Annotated in this window: 22 protein-coding genes, 1 pseudogene and 1 other annotated feature; of the genes and pseudogenes, 8 read left to right on the top strand and 15 right to left on the bottom strand. The window is 57.4% G+C overall.

What is annotated here, in order from left to right; translation table 11 throughout:
• Positions 1–88: 88 nt before the first annotated feature.
• Complete coding sequence (locus EDF81_RS18465) at positions 89–769, top strand: hypothetical protein (protein WP_123349633.1); 681 nt, start codon at positions 89–91, stop codon at positions 767–769.
• Between the two features lie 192 nt (positions 770–961).
• Complete coding sequence (locus EDF81_RS18460) at positions 962–1,525, top strand: Ail/Lom family outer membrane beta-barrel protein (RefSeq protein WP_404851501.1); 564 nt, start codon at positions 962–964, stop codon at positions 1,523–1,525.
• A gap of 101 nt (positions 1,526–1,626) precedes the next feature.
• Here EDF81_RS18460 and EDF81_RS18455 read toward each other — a convergent pair whose 3' ends face one another.
• On the bottom strand, positions 1,627–2,256 hold the full coding sequence (locus EDF81_RS18455; protein WP_123349632.1) for a hypothetical protein: 630 nt from the start codon (positions 2,254–2,256) through the stop codon (positions 1,627–1,629).
• A gap of 15 nt (positions 2,257–2,271) precedes the next feature.
• Positions 2,272–2,715: a hypothetical protein gene (locus tag EDF81_RS18450; protein WP_123349631.1), complete on the bottom strand. Its 444-nt coding sequence runs from the start codon at positions 2,713–2,715 to the stop codon at positions 2,272–2,274.
• Positions 2,716–2,924: 209 nt separating this feature from the next.
• Here EDF81_RS18450 and EDF81_RS18445 point away from each other — a divergent pair, with 209 nt between their 5' ends.
• From EDF81_RS18445 to EDF81_RS18435, 3 genes are all read left to right on the top strand, one after another.
• Positions 2,925–4,103 carry a multidrug effflux MFS transporter gene (locus tag EDF81_RS18445; protein WP_123349630.1) on the top strand — a complete coding sequence of 393 codons (1,179 nt, stop codon included), beginning with the start codon at positions 2,925–2,927 and terminating at the stop codon, positions 4,101–4,103.
• A 196-nt stretch (positions 4,104–4,299) separates the two neighbouring features.
• The gene (locus EDF81_RS18440) at positions 4,300–4,620 is read left to right on the top strand and encodes a hypothetical protein (protein ID WP_123349629.1); all 321 of its coding nucleotides are present in this window, start codon (positions 4,300–4,302) and stop codon (positions 4,618–4,620) included.
• Positions 4,621–4,726: 106 nt separating this feature from the next.
• Positions 4,727–5,629, top strand: a complete 903-nt coding sequence (locus EDF81_RS18435) for an EamA family transporter (protein ID WP_123349628.1) — start codon at positions 4,727–4,729, stop codon at positions 5,627–5,629.
• A 2-nt stretch (positions 5,630–5,631) separates the two neighbouring features.
• On the opposite strand, the gene EDF81_RS18430 is transcribed toward EDF81_RS18435, so the two are convergent.
• The 6 genes from EDF81_RS18430 to ivbL form a co-directional block, all read right to left on the bottom strand.
• Positions 5,632–5,973 carry a hypothetical protein gene (locus tag EDF81_RS18430; RefSeq protein ID WP_123349627.1) on the bottom strand — a complete coding sequence of 114 codons (342 nt, stop codon included), beginning with the start codon at positions 5,971–5,973 and terminating at the stop codon, positions 5,632–5,634.
• Positions 5,974–6,143: 170 nt separating this feature from the next.
• Positions 6,144–7,325, bottom strand: coding sequence for a purine ribonucleoside efflux pump NepI (gene nepI, locus EDF81_RS18425; protein WP_123349626.1), 1,182 nt, complete (start codon positions 7,323–7,325; stop codon positions 6,144–6,146).
• A gap of 106 nt (positions 7,326–7,431) precedes the next feature.
• Entirely contained in the window at positions 7,432–7,884 is a 453-nt protein-coding gene (locus EDF81_RS18420) for a DUF1198 domain-containing protein (protein WP_123349625.1), read from the bottom strand.
• An 82-nt stretch (positions 7,885–7,966) separates the two neighbouring features.
• On the bottom strand, positions 7,967–8,257 hold the full coding sequence (ilvN, locus tag EDF81_RS18415) for an acetolactate synthase small subunit (RefSeq protein WP_123349624.1): 291 nt from the start codon (positions 8,255–8,257) through the stop codon (positions 7,967–7,969).
• 3 nt (positions 8,258–8,260) lie between these two features.
• The gene (ilvB, locus tag EDF81_RS18410; protein ID WP_123349623.1) at positions 8,261–9,952 is read right to left on the bottom strand and encodes an acetolactate synthase large subunit; all 1,692 of its coding nucleotides are present in this window, start codon (positions 9,950–9,952) and stop codon (positions 8,261–8,263) included.
• Between the two features lie 101 nt (positions 9,953–10,053).
• Complete coding sequence (gene ivbL, locus EDF81_RS18405; protein ID WP_123349622.1) at positions 10,054–10,152, bottom strand: ilvB operon leader peptide IvbL; 99 nt, start codon at positions 10,150–10,152, stop codon at positions 10,054–10,056.
• A gap of 289 nt (positions 10,153–10,441) precedes the next feature.
• Between ivbL and emrD the strand changes: the two genes are divergently transcribed.
• The gene (emrD, locus tag EDF81_RS18400) at positions 10,442–11,626 is read left to right on the top strand and encodes a multidrug efflux MFS transporter EmrD (RefSeq protein WP_123349621.1); all 1,185 of its coding nucleotides are present in this window, start codon (positions 10,442–10,444) and stop codon (positions 11,624–11,626) included.
• An 86-nt stretch (positions 11,627–11,712) separates the two neighbouring features.
• Positions 11,713–13,041 carry a D-serine ammonia-lyase gene (gene dsdA, locus EDF81_RS18395; RefSeq protein ID WP_123349620.1) on the top strand — a complete coding sequence of 443 codons (1,329 nt, stop codon included), beginning with the start codon at positions 11,713–11,715 and terminating at the stop codon, positions 13,039–13,041.
• Here the strand turns inward: dsdA and EDF81_RS18390 are convergent.
• The 5 genes from EDF81_RS18390 to ibpA form a co-directional block, all read right to left on the bottom strand.
• Positions 13,038–13,394 (bottom strand): DUF202 domain-containing protein, encoded by a 357-nt coding sequence (locus EDF81_RS18390; protein WP_123349619.1) that lies wholly within the window; start codon positions 13,392–13,394, stop codon positions 13,038–13,040. The two genes, dsdA and EDF81_RS18390, sit on opposite strands and share 4 nt — an antisense overlap.
• Positions 13,384–13,731, bottom strand: coding sequence for a YidH family protein (locus EDF81_RS18385; RefSeq protein WP_123349618.1), 348 nt, complete (start codon positions 13,729–13,731; stop codon positions 13,384–13,386). Before EDF81_RS18385 ends, EDF81_RS18390 begins: the two co-directional genes overlap by 11 nt.
• A gap of 65 nt (positions 13,732–13,796) precedes the next feature.
• Entirely contained in the window at positions 13,797–15,458 is a 1,662-nt protein-coding gene (locus EDF81_RS18380; RefSeq protein WP_123349617.1) for a putative transporter, read from the bottom strand.
• Between the two features lie 121 nt (positions 15,459–15,579).
• Positions 15,580–16,011: a small heat shock chaperone IbpB gene (gene ibpB, locus EDF81_RS18375; protein ID WP_123349616.1), complete on the bottom strand. Its 432-nt coding sequence runs from the start codon at positions 16,009–16,011 to the stop codon at positions 15,580–15,582.
• 89 nt (positions 16,012–16,100) lie between these two features.
• Positions 16,101–16,511, bottom strand: a complete 411-nt coding sequence (gene ibpA, locus EDF81_RS18370) for a small heat shock chaperone IbpA (protein ID WP_123349615.1) — start codon at positions 16,509–16,511, stop codon at positions 16,101–16,103.
• Positions 16,505–16,578, bottom strand: a sequence feature (ROSE (Repression Of Heat Shock gene Expression) occurs in the 5'-region of heat shock genes and acts as an RNA thermometer to modulate expression.). (Overlaps the previous gene by 7 nt.)
• A 207-nt stretch (positions 16,579–16,785) precedes the next feature.
• Between ibpA and EDF81_RS18365 the strand changes: the two genes are divergently transcribed.
• Positions 16,786–17,112: a YceK/YidQ family lipoprotein gene (locus tag EDF81_RS18365; protein WP_123349614.1), complete on the top strand. Its 327-nt coding sequence runs from the start codon at positions 16,786–16,788 to the stop codon at positions 17,110–17,112.
• Here the strand turns inward: EDF81_RS18365 and EDF81_RS18360 are convergent, their stop codons facing one another.
• The gene (locus EDF81_RS18360) at positions 17,113–18,339 is read right to left on the bottom strand and encodes a DUF3748 domain-containing protein (RefSeq protein ID WP_123349613.1); all 1,227 of its coding nucleotides are present in this window, start codon (positions 18,337–18,339) and stop codon (positions 17,113–17,115) included.
• A 51-nt stretch (positions 18,340–18,390) separates the two neighbouring features.
• Positions 18,391–19,727, bottom strand: a pseudogene (locus EDF81_RS18355) (MFS transporter).
• Position 19,728 lies beyond the last annotated feature (1 nt).

Genomic DNA, 19,728 nt, shown 5'->3' with positions numbered 1-19,728 from the left:
CCAATATCGCAACACTTCTTCCAGCTCATGTCTACATCAGGGGAAGGGATCAAACCTTTCATTACACGTTCCCACAAAAAGGATTACTGTGAAACATCTAAAATATTGTCTTCTGCTCATAGCCTTGACCCTTTCCGGCTGTTCGTTATTCCCCAGCGCCGGACCGCTGGCGGGTAAAGAGTTGGCTGAAATCGATCGCTCAATTATTGATGGTAAAACCACGGTGGCCGAGCTACGTAGCATCTACGAAGATAAACCCATTGTGGAGCCTCTTCCCGAGGGCCGGACGGTAATGAACTGGTATCGCACCTGGAGCGCCGGTTTTACAAAAGATACTACGGTGCTGAGCGTTCTGGTGGAGAACAACGTTGCGGTGAAACACACCGTGCTCAGATTCCGGGTCACCACTGACTTCAGCTTTGTCAGCAGCCTGACCGATTCAGATCTGGCGAAGGTTATCGTGGCCGGGCAGACCACTCGCCAGCAGATTGAGCAGAAATATGGTCAGCCAAATGACAATACCTGGGATGCACAGGGTGATCGGGTCATGCTCTATATCTATGCCGATGCCAGCAGAAGCCAGTATGGCTGGATCCCGAATGTGGGCGGCCTGATTGAAGGGCTGGCGGGCAGTGCGACTACTGATGTCACTATTTTGCGTATTCCCGTTGATGAACACGGTGTCGCAAAGTCCTTCCAGCTTAAGACCACGAAATTTAAACAGGGCCTGGGACTGCTGAATGCGTCAGGGCCAGAAGAAATAAAGTAGCGTACTAATCCCAGTCTGGAAGCGCTATAGAGTTGGCTGTGAGGGGGTCTGAATAATGTTTTTTAAGACCATCGTCATGTCATCCTCGGCCAAATAACCAGGAAGCGCACCAGCGATTCCTGGTTTAGATAAAGGTAGTAAAACCCTGCGTAGAGTCGCAGGAAATTTATATATTAAAAAGGGAACAAGAAAATGATGAAATTTAAAATCACCGCAGCCGCGTTACTGTGTACAGGCCTGTTAGCAAGCACTTACGCACTGGCCGATAACCATACCGTATCAATGGGTTATGCGCAGAGTAAAGTGGAGGATTTTAAGGATATCCGCGGGATTAATGTTCAGTATCGCTATGAGTGGGATTCCCCGCTTAGCGTTATCGGCTCATTCAGCTATATGCAAGGCGATGATACGTATTCAGAGTCGAACGATGGTGGCATGACTACTGAATATAATGGAAAAGTCGATGTCAAATATTATTCACTGATGGCGGGCCCGGGTTATCGCATTAATGACTATATCAGTCTTTATGCGCTTGCCGGACTGGCGCACACAAAATTGAAAGACTCAACAACCTGGAGCACGCAGTATTCAGAGAGTTCCAGCGAAAGTAAGACCTCATTTGCTTATGGTGCGGGGGTCATTATTAATCCAACAGAATACCTGTCAGTCAGTGCCGGATATGAAGGCACCCAGGTAAAATATAATGACAACGTGGCAATAAACGGTTTCAACGTGAATATTGGCTACCGTTTCTGATTTTCTGCTGAACGTTTCAGGGCTTAGATATGTGAAATAGCCCGTAAAATGCCGCTACCCCGTAGCGGCATTTTTTTATCATTATATTGCGCGTCACGTCGTTATTTCTGTCGGTTAAAATCAATCACCTTCAGCCGGGATGACGGCACCCAGCCCAGGTAAATGCGTCCGTCGCGACTCTGATAACGAACGCGGGCGGCACTCTCTTTTGCCACCAGCCAGCGAACCGGCTCATCGGGAAGGATAAAGACGCCGGGAACGGGATTGGTTAATTCCGGGTTCTGATAGAACGTCAGCCGCCCCTTGCCGATAACGCTGTACATGGGTTTCTGCTCGAGACAGCCCGCATAGAGTTGGACATAGCGGCGGTCAAAATCGAGCGCCTCCGGTTTTTTCGGATCGGTCGTGATATCGTCCAGTACGCCGCTGTCGGGATCGTACTGCACCCAGCCGAGCTGTCCCGCACCCGGCGTTTCCGGATCGGGCGTCACGGGAAAAGAGACCTGGGCGATAAGTCGCTGCCCTTCGCGCCGGTCAATATCAGCCCTGACGCTACTCGGGTCGATGCCGGATGTGACAAGCAACGGCAGGCTACTGGTGGAGACCAGCGTATCGAGCACCCATGCACACCGTTCATTATCAGGGTGCTCTGCATCGGTTTCCGGCGGTACGGCCATGCCCGGCAGCGAGGCCAGCGCCAGCAGACCGCCCACGGCGATGTTTATTTTCACGATCTCAGGCTCCGGTTAGTCCGGGGATGAGATGTTTTTCACCGTGGTACCGGACATTTTTTGCTGAAACTCTAACGTTGTGATGCCGCCAGGCTGGAAAATCTCAACCTCCAGCTCATGTTCCGACGCCCATGTATACGTATAAACAAAATCGGCGGCGATCTCCACGCGTGCATTCTTACCCGGACTGATCTCTTCTTTCAACAGCTTAAGGATGCGGTCTTCTTTATACTCTTCACGATATTTTTTATACGTCGTGAGCAGGTCGCTATCAGGATAAAAACAGGTGACGATAAAGCCTATATCAAACACGACTTCCGCTTCATTGCTCCCCGCATGGCAGATGATGCCATCAGACTGCTCGATGATATTCGGCGCAGTCCCACCCTCTTCAGCCCAGGCCCGGTTAACAAAGAGCAAGAAGAGCAGAGCAACGGACAGCGAATAACCTCTTTTCATATACTTTTCCCTGGTTAAATAACCTACACAACCTCTGACCCTCATTCCCGTATACGATTATATCGGCGAATAGCCGGATCGCTTTACCTCTATTTATGACTACAGCTCATAACCACAATCTGTTTTGCCTGGATACTCTCCTGATGCCCGATGGGTAAAATAAGGCCTCGACTCCCTGCCGTCTCCCCTTCTTAATCAGCCAGGATATTATGCCTAACCCTAACCGTGCGGATGCTATCGGCCCGCTTTTTATTGCCATTCTCAGCGCCCTGATGGCCTTTACCTCGCTGTCGACGGATATTTATCTGCCGGCGATGCCGGTGATGGCGACAGAATTGCAGGGCGACGTGGAGCTGACCATCACCGGTTTTTTAATCGGCTTTGCTATCGCCCAGCTGATCTGGGGTCCGATTAGCGATCATCTGGGACGACGGACGCCGCTGTTTATCGGCATGGTGCTGTTTGTGATTGGCTCCGTAGGCTGCGCCGGGTCCACCACCATTAACGAGATTGTCTTCTGGCGCGTCTTTCAGGCGCTGGGCGCCTGTACCGGACCGATGTTGGCCAGAGCGATGATCCGGGATCTGTTCGGCCGCACGCGGGCGGCACAGATGCTCTCTACTCTGACGATTGTGATGGCGATAGCCCCGATTGCCGGGCCGCTGATTGGCGGGCAGATTGTCCGGTTCGGCAGCTGGCACCTTATCTTCTGGCTGCTGGCCGGGATCGGCGTGCTGATGTTTTTCTCACTGCTGTGGCTGCCGGAAACGCTGCCGCAGGAACGACGCGTCAAAGCATCACTGCGCGGTGCCTTCCATAACTATCGTCTGCTGCTCAGCAACCGGCTCTTTATGCGTTACACCCTGAGTCTGACGTGCTACTACGTCGCCGCCTACGCCTTTATTGCCGGATCCCCGTTCGTCTATATCCGCTACTACGGCGTCGACCCTCAGCACTACGGCTGGCTGTTCGCCCTGAATATTGTCGGGGTGATGGGGATGAGCGTGGTCAATCGCCGCCTGGTGCAGCGCTATGCTCTGGAGCATCTGCTGAAATACGCCACCCTGATCGCGGCTGTGGCGGCGCTAAGCCTGGCAGCAGCGGTAAAATTTCAGGTCGGGGGTGTTATCGCTATCGTGGTGACGGTGTTTATCTACTTCTCGATGAACGGCATTATCGCCGCGACCTCCACCGCGGCCGCGCTGGATGAGGTGCCGACCATCGCCGGATCGGCCTCGGCGCTGATCGGCTCCCTGCAGTACGGCAGCGGGATCGTCTCTTCTCTGCTGCTGGCGCTGATGAGTGACGGCACGCCCTGGACGATGGCGTGGATTATCGCGCTCTTCACGGTGGCCAGCGCAGGGATGGTCTTCCGGGCAAGGCGATAATGCCGCGCCCGGCACCCATTCAGGACCTTTTTTTACAAAAAAGTTGAACGGTTGTTGTTGCAGTGAAAGGGCTTTTTTAATAATTCAGCAGAGAGTTAAAACACCCTTTAAATAGAAATCATTTAATGTAATTAACTGATTATCCTCATAAATAGATGTGCTACCGTCAGTGCAACAGTACACTCAGGAGGATAGAATGATATCGGCAGGCAGGTTTCGTCATCGACCCTCGGTCGAAGATATTCTTAGTCAAATTTCACTGAGCCGGGGCGACCTGCTTGAACGCGTTAAGCCCTACGGCTTTATTGAAACCGGCAGTATTATGAGCTTTCTTGAAAACGTCTGTCATGCTCGCCCGGATGAACACGCTTTCCAGTATATTCGCAATAAAATCGATGAGTGCCTGCGCCGTCACGACAACGGGTCGAGCTACTTTAGCGCCCTGCGCAGCCTGCTCAAGGATCTCGATTACCTGCTGTTTCAAAGCGAATGTTTTATTACCCACCGCACGCGATAGCCTGCGGTTTCCCCTCATCCTACCTGTATGCAGCCGCCTTTCCTGGGCTTTCCCTGTGCTATGATGCGTCGCGATAAAAGAGAAGATAAACATCTGTGGGGAAAAAATGGGTTCCAGCAAGAAAGGGATGCTGTACGTTCTGATCGCCGCCGTACTGTGGGGCAGCTCCGGCGTCTGTGCGCAGTTTATTATGGAAAAAAGCCAGGTCGGTGCCTCGTTCCTGACCATGATCCGCCTGCTGTTCTCGGGCTTTATTCTGCTGACCCTCTCGCTGATTCACGGCGACAAGATTTTCGCGATCCTGCGTAACCGAAAAGATGCGATTAGCCTGCTGGTCTTCTCCCTGTTTGGTGCCCTGACCGTACAGCTCACCTTCCTGGTGACCATCGAAAAATCCAACGCCGCCACCGCCACGGTGCTGCAGTTTCTGTCGCCGACGATTATCGTTGCCTGGTTCGCTCTGCGGCTGAAAAAGCGCCCCGGCGCACTGGTATTTACCGCCATTCTGACGTCGCTGCTCGGCACCTTCCTGCTGGTCACCCACGGTAACCCGACTTCCCTGTCTATATCACCGGCGGCGCTGTTCTGGGGGATCGCCTCCGCCTTTGCCGCTGCGTTCTATACCACGTATCCCTCCACGCTGATTGCCCGCTACGGGACATTGCCGGTGGTGGGCTGGAGTATGGCCTTTGCCGGGATTATGCTGCTGCCGTTTTTTGCCGGTCAGGGCGCGGGGATTGCGATACGCGGCGACGTGCTGCTGGCCTTCTTCTACCTGGTGGTGATCGGTACCGCGCTGACGTTCAGCCTGTACCTGCAGGGCGCACAAATGATTGGTGGCCCGAAGGCCAGTATTCTGAGCTGTACCGAGCCGCTGAGCAGCGCACTGTTGTCGGTACTGCTGCTGGGCGTGAGCTTTACCCTGCCGGACTGGCTGGGCACGCTATGTATCCTCTCCTCGGTGGTGCTGATCGCCATGGATTCACGGCGCAATAAAACCCGCGTCTGAGTTTACATACAGCCGGCACAGCTGGTGCAGCGCCAGTCGTCCCGGTTCACCGCGCGGTAAAACGCGCGGTAGTTTTCACTCTCCAGCGCAATACCGTGATCGAAGAAGAAATCGGTCACCCAGTCGACGTTATCAATGATCCACTCATCCTCTTCCAGACCCTGGGCAAAGGTTTCATCTTCCGGGTCGATAATCGAATAGATCCCCCAGGTTCCCATATCCTTCTCCCGCCGGGATTCCGGTAAGGTCAGCGTCTCGCCCTGCCAGGTAATGGTCCAGTGACCGTGACACAGCAGGTTACCTCCCCGGCTCCATTTGGCGGTAAACGGGTTGCTGGCGGGCATGGCAGGCTCCTTTTCGGGATAAATGAAAACGCGTTTCACCTTACGCCTGATTATCTTCCCGGAATATTCCCCTTATGTAGTAGGGACATACGCCACAATACCGCTGGTCGGGATCTGGCTTTTGCACGAAGGGGCGCGTGCGACGAGCGCACGCGCAGATAAAGAGAGGGTTATTTCACGCGGACTTTGAAGGTGACCAGCATCGCGGTCAGCAGCATCAGGATGCCGGAGAGCACCAGAGGCGACAGCAGGCCAAGGTTGTCGAGCGCATAGCCGCCCACCGCCGCGCCACAGGTGTTCGCCAGCTGGATCACCGCCACCTGAATAGACCCGGCTTTTTCCGCCTGATCGGCCAGAGTTCGGGTGATCCACGTGGACCAGCCCACCGGCACCAGGGCAAATGACAGCCCCCAGATCACCGCAATCGCCGAGGCGACAATTTTATCCTGCCCCCACAGCGCCAGCACCAGGGCGCTGATCGCCAGAACCAACGGGGCGCAGGCCAGCGCCGCCTGGACGGAGTAACGCATCACCATCGCCGACAGAGAGGTGCCGATAAAGCTGGCGATACCAAAGCTCAGCAGGACCAGGGTCAGGCCATCCACGCTGAAGTTCGCCAGGGTCATAAAGATGGGGCGAATATAGGTGAAGAAGGCGAACTGCCCGGCAAAGGACATAAAAATGGCGATCATCCCCGCCAGCACGCCCGGGCGCTTCAGCAGCCCCAGCATATTTTGCTGCTGATGGGCCGCTTCGCCAGGCATCGAGGGCAGCGCCCGCCAGACCCAGAAAATACAGAGCACGCCCATCACCGCCGCACCGTTAAAGACGTGTCGCCAGCCGATAATGCCGCCGAGGAAGCTGCCTAACGGGGCCGCGATCACCAGCGCAATCGAAACCGCACCAAAAATCACCGACAGCGCTTTTGGCACCGAGCGGGCCGGCACCAGACGCATGGTCAGCGAGGCGGACATCGCCCAGAATCCACCGAGAGCAAGTCCCAGAAAAGCGCGACCGACCAGCAGCAGCGCAAAACTGTTGGCAAAGGAGACCAGCAGACAGGAGAGGGTCAGCAGAATGGAAAAAATAATCACCACATAGCGGCGATCGGTCGTCCGGATCGCGGTGGTGATAAACAGGCTGGCAAACATGGCCACAAAGGCGGTAACGGTCACCGACTGCCCGGCCAGCCCTTCGGAAATGCCCAAATCCTGCGCCATCGGCGTCAGCAGGCTGACGGGCAGAAACTCCACGGTGATCAGGCAGGCGACGCAGAACGCAACGGCAAATACCGCAGACCAGTTAGGTCGGGTGGGTGCCTGCGCAAAAGCGGGAGGAGGATTGGTCGTCATATTTGTCACCTGGCGTGATTAACTTGCAGTACGGTCGCGAAGTGTATCATTCCCATTGTGACATGCTTAACATTTTGGCAACTATAAAGGGTAATGTGGCTATTTCTCAGTGCAGCCAGTAAACGCCCTCTTCAGGCATAAAAAGCGTGTTATAGCGCTGCTGAAAAGCGTTTAACTCCTGGATATCCGGCTCCAGCTCGCGCAAAAAACCAAAGGCCTGCCGAATATGACCATCGGTTAAGGGTGCCGAGAGTCGGGCTTTGCTGAGCAACCGGTGCCAGTACTGCAGATTCTGCTCGCTGCCATCAACAATCCCTACCTGCCAGATCAGCAGGACCTGCGCAGCATTCAGCAGATGCGCCTCGTCAGGGCGTTCAAGGTAGCGAATAAACTCGTGGCCTGAGGCTTTCCCCATCTGATCGATCATCGATTCTACCGGCATGGGCGTGACGCCCAGACGTTCACTCAGACGACGAATAGCCCGCCGTGAACCCGACGTTAACACCCGAAATCCTATCGCAAAGACCACCACCAGCGTTGCCAGTATTAACCAAATCATGTGCGCTCCCGCCACCGTTCAGGCCGTCCATCATAATGGTAAACCGGGCCTTGTCGAGAGGCGGAAGACGCGCTCCGATCAATTATTCGAAAAACAGCCCCAGCTTGTTAAAGACGCCAGGATCGGTCTGGTGACGGATCACCTGGACCACGTCTTCCAGCTTGTCGATCTGGCTGATCATCTGCTCCAGACGCTGGTCGTTATTAACCAGTAACCAGATACGGCTCTGGTCGGTGTTCTGCAGCGGCAGACAGAGAATGCCCTCAACGTTAAAGGCGCGGCGGGCGAACAGGCCGCACACGTGGGTCATTACGCCCGGGTGGTTGCGCACGGTGAGTTCCAGAATAACGTTGTCATGAGTCGGTAGTTGCATGGCTTATTCCCCCACCATTTCAGTATTGGCCGCGCCCGGCGGCACCATCGGATACACTTTTTCCTGCGGGTCGATGCGCACGTGGATCAGCGCAGGGCCCGGACGCGAAATCGCCTCCTGCAGGGCCGCATGCGGATCCTCCGCAGCGTTCAGATCGCAGGCGTGCAGGCCAAACCCGGCGGCAATCTGCATAAAGTTAATGCGGCTTCCCGCCCAGCTGGCGGAGAAGACGCCCTGGGAGTAGAACAGACTTTGCTGCTGATGCACCAGCCCCAGCGCTTCGTTGTTCATCAGGATGATTTTTACATCGAGATTATGCTCGGACGCCGTCGCCATCTCCTGGATATTCATCATCAGGCTGCCGTCACCGGAGAAGCACAGCACCTTGCGCTGCGGGTTCGCCAGCGCCGCACCTATCGCCGCCGGTAAGCCGAAGCCCATGGTGCCCAGACCGCCGGAGGTCAGCCACTGGCGCGGACGGTTCAGCGGATAGGCCTGAGCGGTCCACATCTGATGCTGACCCACGTCGGTGGTGATAATCGCCTCGTCATCGACGCAGGCGGCTACCGCGTTAATCAGCCCGTAGTGGCTGAGCGGGTCGGCTTCCTCGGGGATCGCGCCGGGGAATTCACGCTGCAGATCGGCCACCAGCTGGTGCCACTCCTCACGCGGATTCGCATCCAGCTGCGGGGTTAAAGCCGCCAGCACGTCGGCAACATCCGCCTGAATGGCGATATGCGGCTGTTTGATTTTACCCAGCTCGGCGCGGTCGATATCCACATGGATAATTTTGGCATTCGGGCAGAATTCAGCGGTTTTGCCAATCGCCCGGTCATCAAAACGCGCGCCCAGCACCACCAGCAAATCGGCTTCCTGGAGGATAAAGTTAGTGCTGCGCGCCCCGTGCATCCCCAGCATGCCCAGCGACAGCGGATGCCGCTTCGGCAGGACGCCTAGGGCCATCAGGGTCATGGTGGTGGGCAGGTGGGCTTTTTCCGCCAGCTGGCGGACCGGCTCGGCGGCATTGATCACCCCGCCGCCCAGGTAGAGCACCGGGCGTTTAGCGGCGTTAATCATCGCCGCCGCCGCCGCAACGGACTGCGGGTCGCATGCCGGGGCGGGCGTTTTTTCGCCCGGCGCAGGCAGCTCACTCAGCTCAATCTCTGCGTTCTGTACATCTTTGGGAATATCGATCCACACCGGGCCGGGACGGCCGGACTGGGCAATGCGGAAGGCGTCAACGATCACCTGCGGCAGCTCGCTGATATCGCGGACCAGATAGTTATGTTTGGTCACCGGGATGGCGATGCCGTAGGTGTCCACTTCCTGGAAGGCATCGGTACCGATCATCGATGCGGGCACCTGGCCGGTGATGCACACCAGCGGGATAGAGTCGAGACGCGCATCGGCAATCGCCGTCACCAGATTGGTCGCACCCGGGCCGCTACAGGCGATACAGACCGCCGGTTTGCCGTCGGTGCGCGCCATCCCCTGGGCAATAAACCCGGCGCCCTGCTCATGGCGGGCAAGGATATGACGAATTTGCTGGCTCTGACTTAAGGCGTCATACAGCGGCAGTACCGTGCCGCCCGGAATACCGCTAACCTGGGTGATGCCCTGCCGTTCCAGTAAGCGAACGATTAACTCTGCGCCGGTATAGCGCGTGGGTTGTGAGATTGTGCCCGAACTTGCCATGCTCCAGTCCTTTTTTATTCTGGGCCGACTTTCCGGGGGGCTAAAACAAGAAACCCCGCCGGTTTGCGCCGGCGGGGTTTGGAATCGTGTTGTTCCGGACCCTACGGCGCATTGCCGACGACGACCACCACACGCACGACGACCACCGCGGCATTGTGCGCGGTTTTTAGTAGGGTCAGTGCGGAACGGGTAGCGTGCATTAGGGGCCTGTTTTGTTGTGTTAGTAACCGGATTTATACAAACACAGCTTTTCACCGCAGACAACCAGTTTGTGTCCGATCGCGAAGAAATGCGCTGGCGATCACATTAAGCCATTACGCGCTGGCAACAATTGTTGCCGGGCCTTGTTTAGAAAACCTGCCTCCCACAGCCCGCCTTTCACGCCACATAACATTGCCATGTCTTCTTTACATGGTAGATTCCTCTGGCTTTTTCGCAATTGACCAGAAATTTATCCTTCAACGCATCCTGAAGACGTACCGGCAAATCATGAAAAGACATAAGAATTTCTCGCTGCTGTTAATGCTGGTACTGCTGGTGGCCGTCGGCCAGATGGCGCAAACCATCTGGATCCCGGCGATGAACGGCATGGCGGCAGACTTTCACGTCCGCGAGGGTGAAATTCAGCACGTGATGGCGGCCTATTTGCTGACCTATGGTCTGTCCCAGCTGGTGTACGGCCCGCTGGCCGACCGACTGGGACGCCGCCCGGTGATCCTCTTCGGAATGACGGTGTTTATGCTGGCAACCCTGCTGGCCATTACCACCCATAGCCTGACGATGCTGATTACCGCCAGCGCCCTGCAGGGGATGGGGACCGGCGTGGGCGGCGTTATGGCCCGCACGCTGCCGCGAGATTTATATCAGGGTACTCAACTGCGCCACGCGAACAGCCTGCTGAATATGGGCATTCTGGTCAGCCCGCTGCTGGCACCGCTGATCGGCGGCGTGCTCGATACGGTGTGGAACTGGCGCGCCTGTTACGCTTTCCTGCTGGTGCTGTGCATCGGCGTCACCTTCAGCATGGCCCGCTGGATGCCGGAAACCCGTCCGCAGGATGCCCCGCGCACCCGGCTTCTCACCAGCTATAAAACGCTGTTTGGCCACGGCGACTTTAACTGCTATCTGCTGATGCTGATCGGCGGCCTGGCCGGGATTGCCGTGTTTGAAGCCTGCTCCGGGGTGCTGATGGGCTCGGTGCTGGGCCTGAGCAGTATGACGGTCAGTATCCTGTTTATTCTGCCCATTCCGGCGGCGTTTTTCGGGGCCTGGTTCGCCGGACGCCCGTCACGGCGCGTCTCAACCCTGATGTGGCAATCGGTGATCAGCTGCCTGCTGGCGGGCCTGATGATGCTAATCCCCGGCCTGCTGGGCATCATGAACGTCTGGACCCTGCTGGTTCCTGCCGCCCTGTTCTTCTTCGGCGCAGGCATGCTGTTTCCGCTGGCGACCAGCGGCGCGATGGAGCCGTTCCCGTTCCTCGCCGGTACCGCCGGGGCGCTGGTGGGCGGCCTGCAGAATATCGGCTCCGGCCTGCTGGCAGGCTTCTCAGCGATGCTGCCGCAAACCGGCCAGTCGAGCATTGGCCTGCTGATGACCCTGATGGGACTGCTGATCCTGCTCTGCTGGCTGCCGCTGGCGTCACGTCTTCCTCGCCATCCTCAGGCGGCATAAAATCCGGCTTCCCGCAGAGACATTTTGCGACAGGCTGTTTACACTGAACAGCCTGAATCTGCCGCTGAAATGAACCGGATCGCGCTATGACTCCATCAGAAATCAACGCGTTAGTAAAAAACTTCCCCCTGCTGAACGATCTTATCGCCCTGAAAGAAACCCGCTGGTTTAACCCTTACACCACTTTGCTGGCAGAAGGCCTGCCTTACGTGGGGCTGACGCAGGAAGACGTAGAGGATGCCCATGCCCGCCTCGCCCGTTTTGCCCCCTGGCTGGCACAGGCGTTTCCGGAAACTGCCGCTTCTGGCGGGCTGATTGAGTCAGACCTGGTGGCGATCCCGGCCATGCAGCAGCGGCTGGAGCGCGAATTTAACCAGCCGATCCCCGGCAGCCTGCTGCTGAAAAAAGACGGTCACCTGCCGATATCGGGGTCGATTAAAGCCCGGGGCGGTATTTATGAAGTGCTCACCCACGCGGAGAAGCTGGCCCTGGCCGCAGGCAGGCTGACCACAGAGGATGACTACACCAGGCTGATGTCGCCCGACTTCCGGGCATTTTTCGGTGGCTACAGCATCGCCGTCGGCTCGACCGGTAATCTCGGACTCTCTATCGGCATTATCAGCGCCCGCCTCGGGTTTAAGGTGACGGTGCATATGTCCGCCGACGCCCGCGAATGGAAAAAGGCGAAGCTGCGCGAGCACGGCGTAGAGGTGGTGGAGTACGCCCAGGATTACGGCGTGGCGGTGGAGCAGGGCCGGAAAGCGGCAGAGGCGGACCCGAACTGTTTCTTTATTGACGATGAAAACTCCCGCACCCTGTTTCTGGGCTACGCCACCGCCGGGAAGCGGCTGAAAGCGCAGATGGAAAAACAGGGGCGCGTGGTGGACGCCGATCACCCGCTGTTTGTCTATCTGCCCTGCGGCGTCGGCGGCGGACCGGGCGGGGTTGCTTTCGGCCTCAAGCTGGCCTTCGGCGATCATGTACGCTGCCTGTTTGCTGAACCGACCCACTCGCCCTGCATGCTGCTGGGCCTGTATACCGGGCGACATGACGGTATTGCGGTGCAGGATTTAGGGATTGATAACCTGACCGCCGCCGACGGTCTGGCGGTGGGCCGCGCATCCGGTTTTGTCGGTCGGGCGATGGCACGACTGCTGGACGGCGTTTATACCCTCGATGACCAGAGCCTGTACGACATGCTCGGCTGGCTGGCGCAGGAAGAGCACATTCAGCTGGAGCCGTCGGCGCTGGCGGGCATGGCCGGACCGCTGTACACCACGACCGACGCAGGCTATCAGCAAATGCAGGAGCTGACGGCGGCGCAGCTGCACAACGCCACGCATCTGGTCTGGGCCACCGGCGGCGGCATGGTACCGGAAATCGAAATGGCGCAGTATCTGGCAAAAAGCCGTTAACCGGTAAACAGGAGCAGAAGCACCCTAAGATGGTTGACGGCAAAAAGTAGCGACAGAGACAGAACAGCCAGGGCAATCAAAAATTTATCGCGCACCGACGAGGGCAGTAAAAAATCACTATTGGCGATATCCATCCTCGTACGGCTGCGGGTATAGCGCCACAGAATCATCGCCGCCAACGCCAGAACCGCGAGCGAAATCCAGAATGGAGTCCCTGACTGTTGCCAGTTATGTTTGATGGCCAGCGCGATCAGTGCACCGTAGCCCAGCAGGGTGCGCAGCCAGGCAAGCGACGTGCGTTCCGGCTGCAGGCCGGGGTCCGTCAAGCGTCGGGCCTTACGGCTATCCGGCATAGAACACCAGCACCATCACCACCAGTGACACCGCCAGCAGTAGCAGACCGATAATGAGCAGGCCGGGCGTGTAGGGTAAATCGTCTTTCAGACGCATGGCTTTTTCATTACGCAACCAGCGCAGATAGCCGTAAATCGCCAGCCCACCGGAAAAGAGGCAGAGCAACAGCGCCAGCACTTCACGAACCAGCGGCGTGGCAAAGTCAGGCGCCAGCTGATCAAGACCGACGCCCGCGGCCAGAAAACCCAGCGCGGTGCGGATCCATGCCAGAAAAGTACGTTCATTAGCCAGAGAAAAACGGTAATCCGGCGCTTCGCCGAGGCGGGACAGTTTCATCTTTTCTCCTGGGATAGTCTGCATGAGGGTGCCATTATCGGTAATGGCACTCTACGATTGCAAGACTAGCTCAACCCCCAGAACAGCACCGTCAGCAGCTGCGGAGTAATAATGCGCAGGAACATCACCAGCGGGTAGACCGTGGCGTAAGAGAGCGCCGCCGCGCCGCTGGTGCCGTGCAGGCCGTTGGCAAAGGCCAGCGCGGGCGGATCGGTCATCGACCCGGCCAGCATCCCGCAGAGGGTCAGATAGTTCATCCCCACCAGCAGTCGGGCCAGCACGCCGACGGTCAGCAGTGGAATGGCGGTGATCAGGATCCCGTAGCCAATCCAGCTCACGCCGTCGCCCTGGGTCAGGGTCTGCACGAAATCACCGCCCGATTTAAGCCCCACCACCGACAGAAATAGCACGATGCCCAGCTCGCGCAGGGCAAGGTTAGCGCTGGGCGGCATAAACCAGTAGAGCTTGCCGATGCTGCCAATACGGCCCAGGATCAGGGCCATAATCAGCGGCCCGCCCGCCAGACCCAGCTTCAGCGCCACCGGAAACCCTGGAATAAACAGAGGCACCGAGCCGAGCAGAACGCCCAGACCAATGCCGATAAACACCGGCAGCATCTGCACCTGCTGAAGCTTTTGCTGCGCGTTGCCGACTTCGGCGGCTACCGCATCAATGGAGGCCTGCCGCCCGACCAGGTTAAGGATATCGCCAAACTGCAGGCTGGCATGGCTGCTGGCCACCAGCTCAACGCCCGCACGGTTCAGGCGCGAAATCACCACGTCATAGCGCTGCTTAAAGTTGAGATCGCGGATTTTCTTGCCCAGCACCTTTTCATTGGTGACCACCACCCGCTCGACGTGCAGATCGGTGCCCCGCGTCGACAGGGAGGTCTCCACCTCTTTACCGATCACCAGTTGCGCATTGTGCAAATCGTCCGGCTGCCCGACCAGGTGCAGCAGGTCGCCTTGCTTGAGGAGAGTCATGGGGGCCGGAACCATCAGCATGTCGTCGCGCTTGAGCCGGGAGCAAATAATTTTATCGCTGTTGAGCACCGGGACGTCCTGGATCGCCAGGTCGTTCAGGTTAGGGTTTTCTACCCGCAGGTTGATGGTCTGCAGATGCGCCTGGCCGTTGCCGCTGTTGGCATCAAACTGCTCCGCCTCGCTATCAACGTTGACGCGGAAAATAAGCCGCAGCAGCCACATCGTCAGCAGGATGCCGCAGATACCAAAGGGATAGGCCATCGCGTAGCTCATCCCCATCTGATCCACCGTCTCGAAAGGCACGCCCAGATCGCGCAGAATCTGCTGTCCCGCGCCCAGCGCGGGCGTGTTAGTGACGGCCCCGGAGAAAATCCCCAGCACCACCGGCAGCGGGATGGCAAAGATTTTGTGTAGCAGAGTGGTGATAAGCCCGCCGAGGACCACGATCAGAATGGCGAACAGGTTAAGCCGCAGGCCCGATACGCGCAGCGAGGCGAAGAACCCCGGTCCGACCTGAATCCCGATGGTGTAGACGAAGAGGATCAGACCAAATTCCTGGATAAAATGCAGCATCGTGCTGCTTAATGCGATCCCTGCCTGGTCGGCAAAATGGCCCACGATAATACCGCCAAATAACACGCCGCCGATCCCGAAGCCGACACCGCGTATTTTGATATTGCCGATCCACAAACCGACAACGGCAACCAGCGCGAGCACGCTGACCGTCAACGCTATATCACTCATAGCCGCATCCCTGTTAATAACTGGAATAACCGTGTGGATTTTGGCAGAGGTGAAGGCGGATGTATGGGCGATCGCGCACAAAAAAGCCCCGTCGTAGCGGGGCTTCTTCAGGCTTCAGCGTTTAGCTGTTGAGCGCCGGGCGTTCGCTAATGGCGATACGCTGCGGGGCCATCGCCTCCGGCACGTTGCGCACCATATCAATATGCAGCAGGCCGTTGGTAAAGGTCGCACCGGCCACCTCCATATGATCCGCCAGGGTAAAGCTCAGGGTGAACGGCTGGGTCACCAGGCCCTGATGCAGCCACTGGGTTTCGGTGTCCGGTTTCGCTGGCGTACCTTTAACGGTCAGGCGCGTGCCTTCACGCTGGATATCGAGCTCCTGCTGGCTAAAACCGGCCAGTGCAAGAGAGATCCGATAGTGGTTATCGTCGCTTTTTTCGATGTTGTAGGGCGGGAAAGTCTGGCTTTCACCACCGGCACCCTGCAGGGTGCTGGCCAGTTTATCGAAACCGATCCATTGACGAAGAAGCGGGGATAAATCGTAGTTACGCATAGTGTTTCTCCTTCTGAGAAGCGAGTGTTAGCGGCAAACCTTCAGGGTTTGCTAAATAGCCCCCATTACGGCGGGCAGATCCGACAGAATTAGTTAATTTCGATACGACGCGGTTTGTTGGCTTCCGGCACCACGCGCTCCAGCTCGACATAGAGCAGGCCGTTGACCAGATTTGCGCCGCGAACGTGAATGTTTTCCGCCAGCTGGAATTTGCGCTCGAAGTTACGCTCGGCGATACCCTGGTAGAGATAGGTACGTTCTTTCTGCTCGGCGACGTGGGAGCCTTTTACCACCAGCAGGTTATCCTGGGCGGTAATGTCCAGCTCGCTCTCGGCAAAGCCCGCGACCGCAATGGCGATGCGATAGTGGTTTTCATCCACCAGCTCAACGTTGTAAGGAGGGTAGCCGCCACCCTGGTTTTGATTGTTTTCCAGCAGGTTGAACAGGCGGTCGAAACCAATGGCAGAACGATAAAGCGGAGAAAGATCAAAGTTACGCATTTACATGACTCCTGAAATCAGCGAGAAAGAGTAACCTTCCATAATGGACAGGTCAGATGTTCCCTCAACACCCCGCAGGCGTGCTGTTTTATCGGGTTACCTTCCTAAAATGGGTCTTCTCCCGGGGCTTTCAAGGGGCGATATTCGACTTTTTTTTTGCAGTTTTTGCTTAATTGCTTAGACTGGGGGGACAGCATGAATTGTTAAATTGCGACTGCCGCTACGGGCGACAGAAGTCAGCAGCCGCACCGATACCCACAGCGATGATTAAATCATGATGATAAACGTTCTTTTTAAGACGATGGTATTCAGTGGGATGATTCTTCTGTGCGGCTGCTCAAGCGTGATGTCGCACACCGGCGGCAAGGAAGGCACCTGGCCCGGCACCCGTGCCAGCGCCGAGATGATGTCGGATGATGAAAATGGCTGGGGCACCAAATCACTGGTGGTGCTGGATTTCCCCTTTACGGCCCTTCTCGACACCCTGCTGCTGCCCTGGGATTTCTACCGCACGGACAGCTCGGTCAAATCGCGGGTTGAGAAGAGCGAAATGGAAACCCAGGCGGTAAACGCCGCCATCCCACCGGCCCCGATGCCCTGATTACTCTCCTGTTTCCGCCTGCCACAGCTGGCGGAAACCGTCCACCTCTTCCATCCAGGCAATACGGGTTCCGTCCGGCGAAAAGACCACCGCATCCGCCGACGGCGGGTTTGCATGATCGACCGTCAGAAAACGAATCTCGCCGCTCTGCGCATCGCAGCAGGCAATGCGGTTATCCAGCACAAAGCCCAGTGCCCGGCCTGAAGGGTGCCAGTTAAACACCGACTGGATACCGGTGGCGGTGCGGGTCAGCTGGCGCGGCTCGCCACCGTCGGCGGCAATCAACCACAGCTGCACCACGCCCGCACTATCGCGCATCAGAAACGCAATTTCCGTCGCCTGCGGGTTAGCGCGCACCCAGTGACGCGGCGTGGTCGCCAGTCCCGGCCAGGGTTGATGATGGGTAAAGGTCAGCCGCCGCTGTACCACGCCCGCAGGCGGTGCAGGCAGGGTACTTTCCGTGCCTTCAAGCGGCGCGGTCCCGGCCCGCTTCCAGCCCTGCTCATCGCGGGGCAGATCGACAATAAACAACTCGGGCACCTTCTCGCCCTTTTCCGACAGCGTATCGCCGATAAAGGCCAGACGGTGATTGCCTACCCAGCCCTCTTCATAGGCGCGATTGATCCCATCGCTGCCTGGCGTCGGGGTTGGGGTGGTCCGGCTGACCAGGACACACCAGTGACTCCCGGCATATTCACGCGGATGAGTGCTCTGCGGGCTGACCGGACCGTAAGGCACGGCAACGCCAACGTTGCGTAAATCCAGCGCCGGATCGCGCTCGTGCAGGACGTGGTCGTTGTAGGTAAAGCTGACATATTCCCCGTCGGGACTAAAAACGTGCACATGACTGCCGCCGCGCAGCGCGCCTGGCGTAAAGGGCGCGGTGATATCCATCGCATCCAGATTACGAGTCTGCCCTTCGCAGGTCACGACGCCCCGGCGATGGTGGAAATCATAGTGCCAGTCGGCATCCGGGTTTTCCGGGCCGTGGATAAAGGCGTAGGCCTCGGCCTGAGGGCTGACCGTCACAACCCCAACGTGGGCACCTTCAGGTGCGGTATAAAGCACCTCGACCTCACCGCTGTCGACATTCACCCGCTCGATAGTTCTGCCGGTAAATGAGGCGCCGGACGGGCGGACGTCAAAGGCCAGCCAATGGCTGTCCGGTGTCCATACGTTGGTGTTGGTAAGCTGATGATGACGGGGAGCGAAGGTGAGTTGCTTCATTAGGAGACCCTGAGGCGCTGTAATCGCCTCAGGGTAACGCAAGGCAGGACGTTAGCCTACCCGTTTAACATCGCCCACCAGCAGGATGTAGGAGAGCGCGCCTAAGAAGGCAACAACGGAGATATAGATCAGCGCCGGACCGAAACCGTAATCCTGCGCCAGATAGCCCACCACCAGCGGTACGGTAATGCCACCCAGGCCGCCGACAAAGTTGAATACCCCGCCAGTCAGACCGATAAGACGCATCGGGGCCAGAGACGACACCAGAGACCAGGTGATCGATGCGAAGCCGTTACCGAAGAACGCCAGCGCCATCAGGCCCATGATCCACATCGGGTCGTTGGTATAGTTCGCGCCCATAATGCAGGTTGAGATCAGCAGCCCGCAGATAATCGGCGTTTTACGCGCCACGCCCAGCGAGTAGCCCTTACGCACCAGACGGTCGGCTACCCAGCCCGACAGCAGCACGCCAAAGAAAGCCGCAAGGAAAGGCACGGTGGTCATAAAGCCTGCCTTCAGCGCGGTGATGCCCTTTTCCTGGGTCAGGTAGTTCGGGAACCAGGTCAGGAAGAACCACAGGGTCGAGGTAACCGCGAACTGCCCTAAATAGACCCCCACCAGCTTACGGTGGAAGACCTGCTTCCAGTCGGCTTTGGTCAGCGGCTGGCGCTCTTCTTTCTTCACCGGCGCATCGCCATCCACCAGACCGCCGCCGTCGCGGATATAGTCCAGCTCGGCTTTGGTAATGCCTTTGGTCAGACGCGGTGGCTGATAGACTTTAAACCAGATAAGCGACCAGATAATGCCGATCCCGCCGGTCACGATAAACACCCAGTGCCAGCTCAGCAGCTCCTGGATCCAGATCAGCAGCGGGGTCAGGAACGCCAGACCAACAAACTGACCAGAGGTGTAAAAACCGACCGCCGAGGCACGTTCATGCTCGGGGAACCAGCTGGTCACCATCCGGTTATTGGTCGGGAACGCCGGCGCTTCAAAAATACCGGTGATCGCACGCAGGCCAATCAGCGACATCAGACCGGTAGCAAAACCCTGGAACAGGGTCGCCACCGACCAGCCCATAATGGCGATAAAGTAGGTCAGTCGCGATCCCACGCGGTCAAGGAACCAGCCGCCCGGGATCTGGCACAGGGTATAAAGCCAGGCAAAGGCGGAAAAAACATAGCCCATTTCTGATTTGGTAATACCAAACTCTTCCTGAATATGGGCGGAGGCTACCGCGAGGTTGGCACGGTCGACATAACAAATAACAACGGTAATAAAGATCATCACCAGTGTCAGATAACGCCGACGCCCTGGTTTTGCAGCAGTAACTGAAATATCCATCCAGGCTGTCTCCAGATTTTGGGCATAGCGAGTCGCCTCACCATG

This window comes from Enterobacter sp. BIGb0383 (assembly GCF_003751845.1).
Taxonomy (GTDB): domain Bacteria; phylum Pseudomonadota; class Gammaproteobacteria; order Enterobacterales; family Enterobacteriaceae; genus BIGb0383.
The sequence above is the reverse complement of the archived record's forward strand: the minus strand, read 5'-3'. Positions and strand labels throughout refer to the sequence as shown.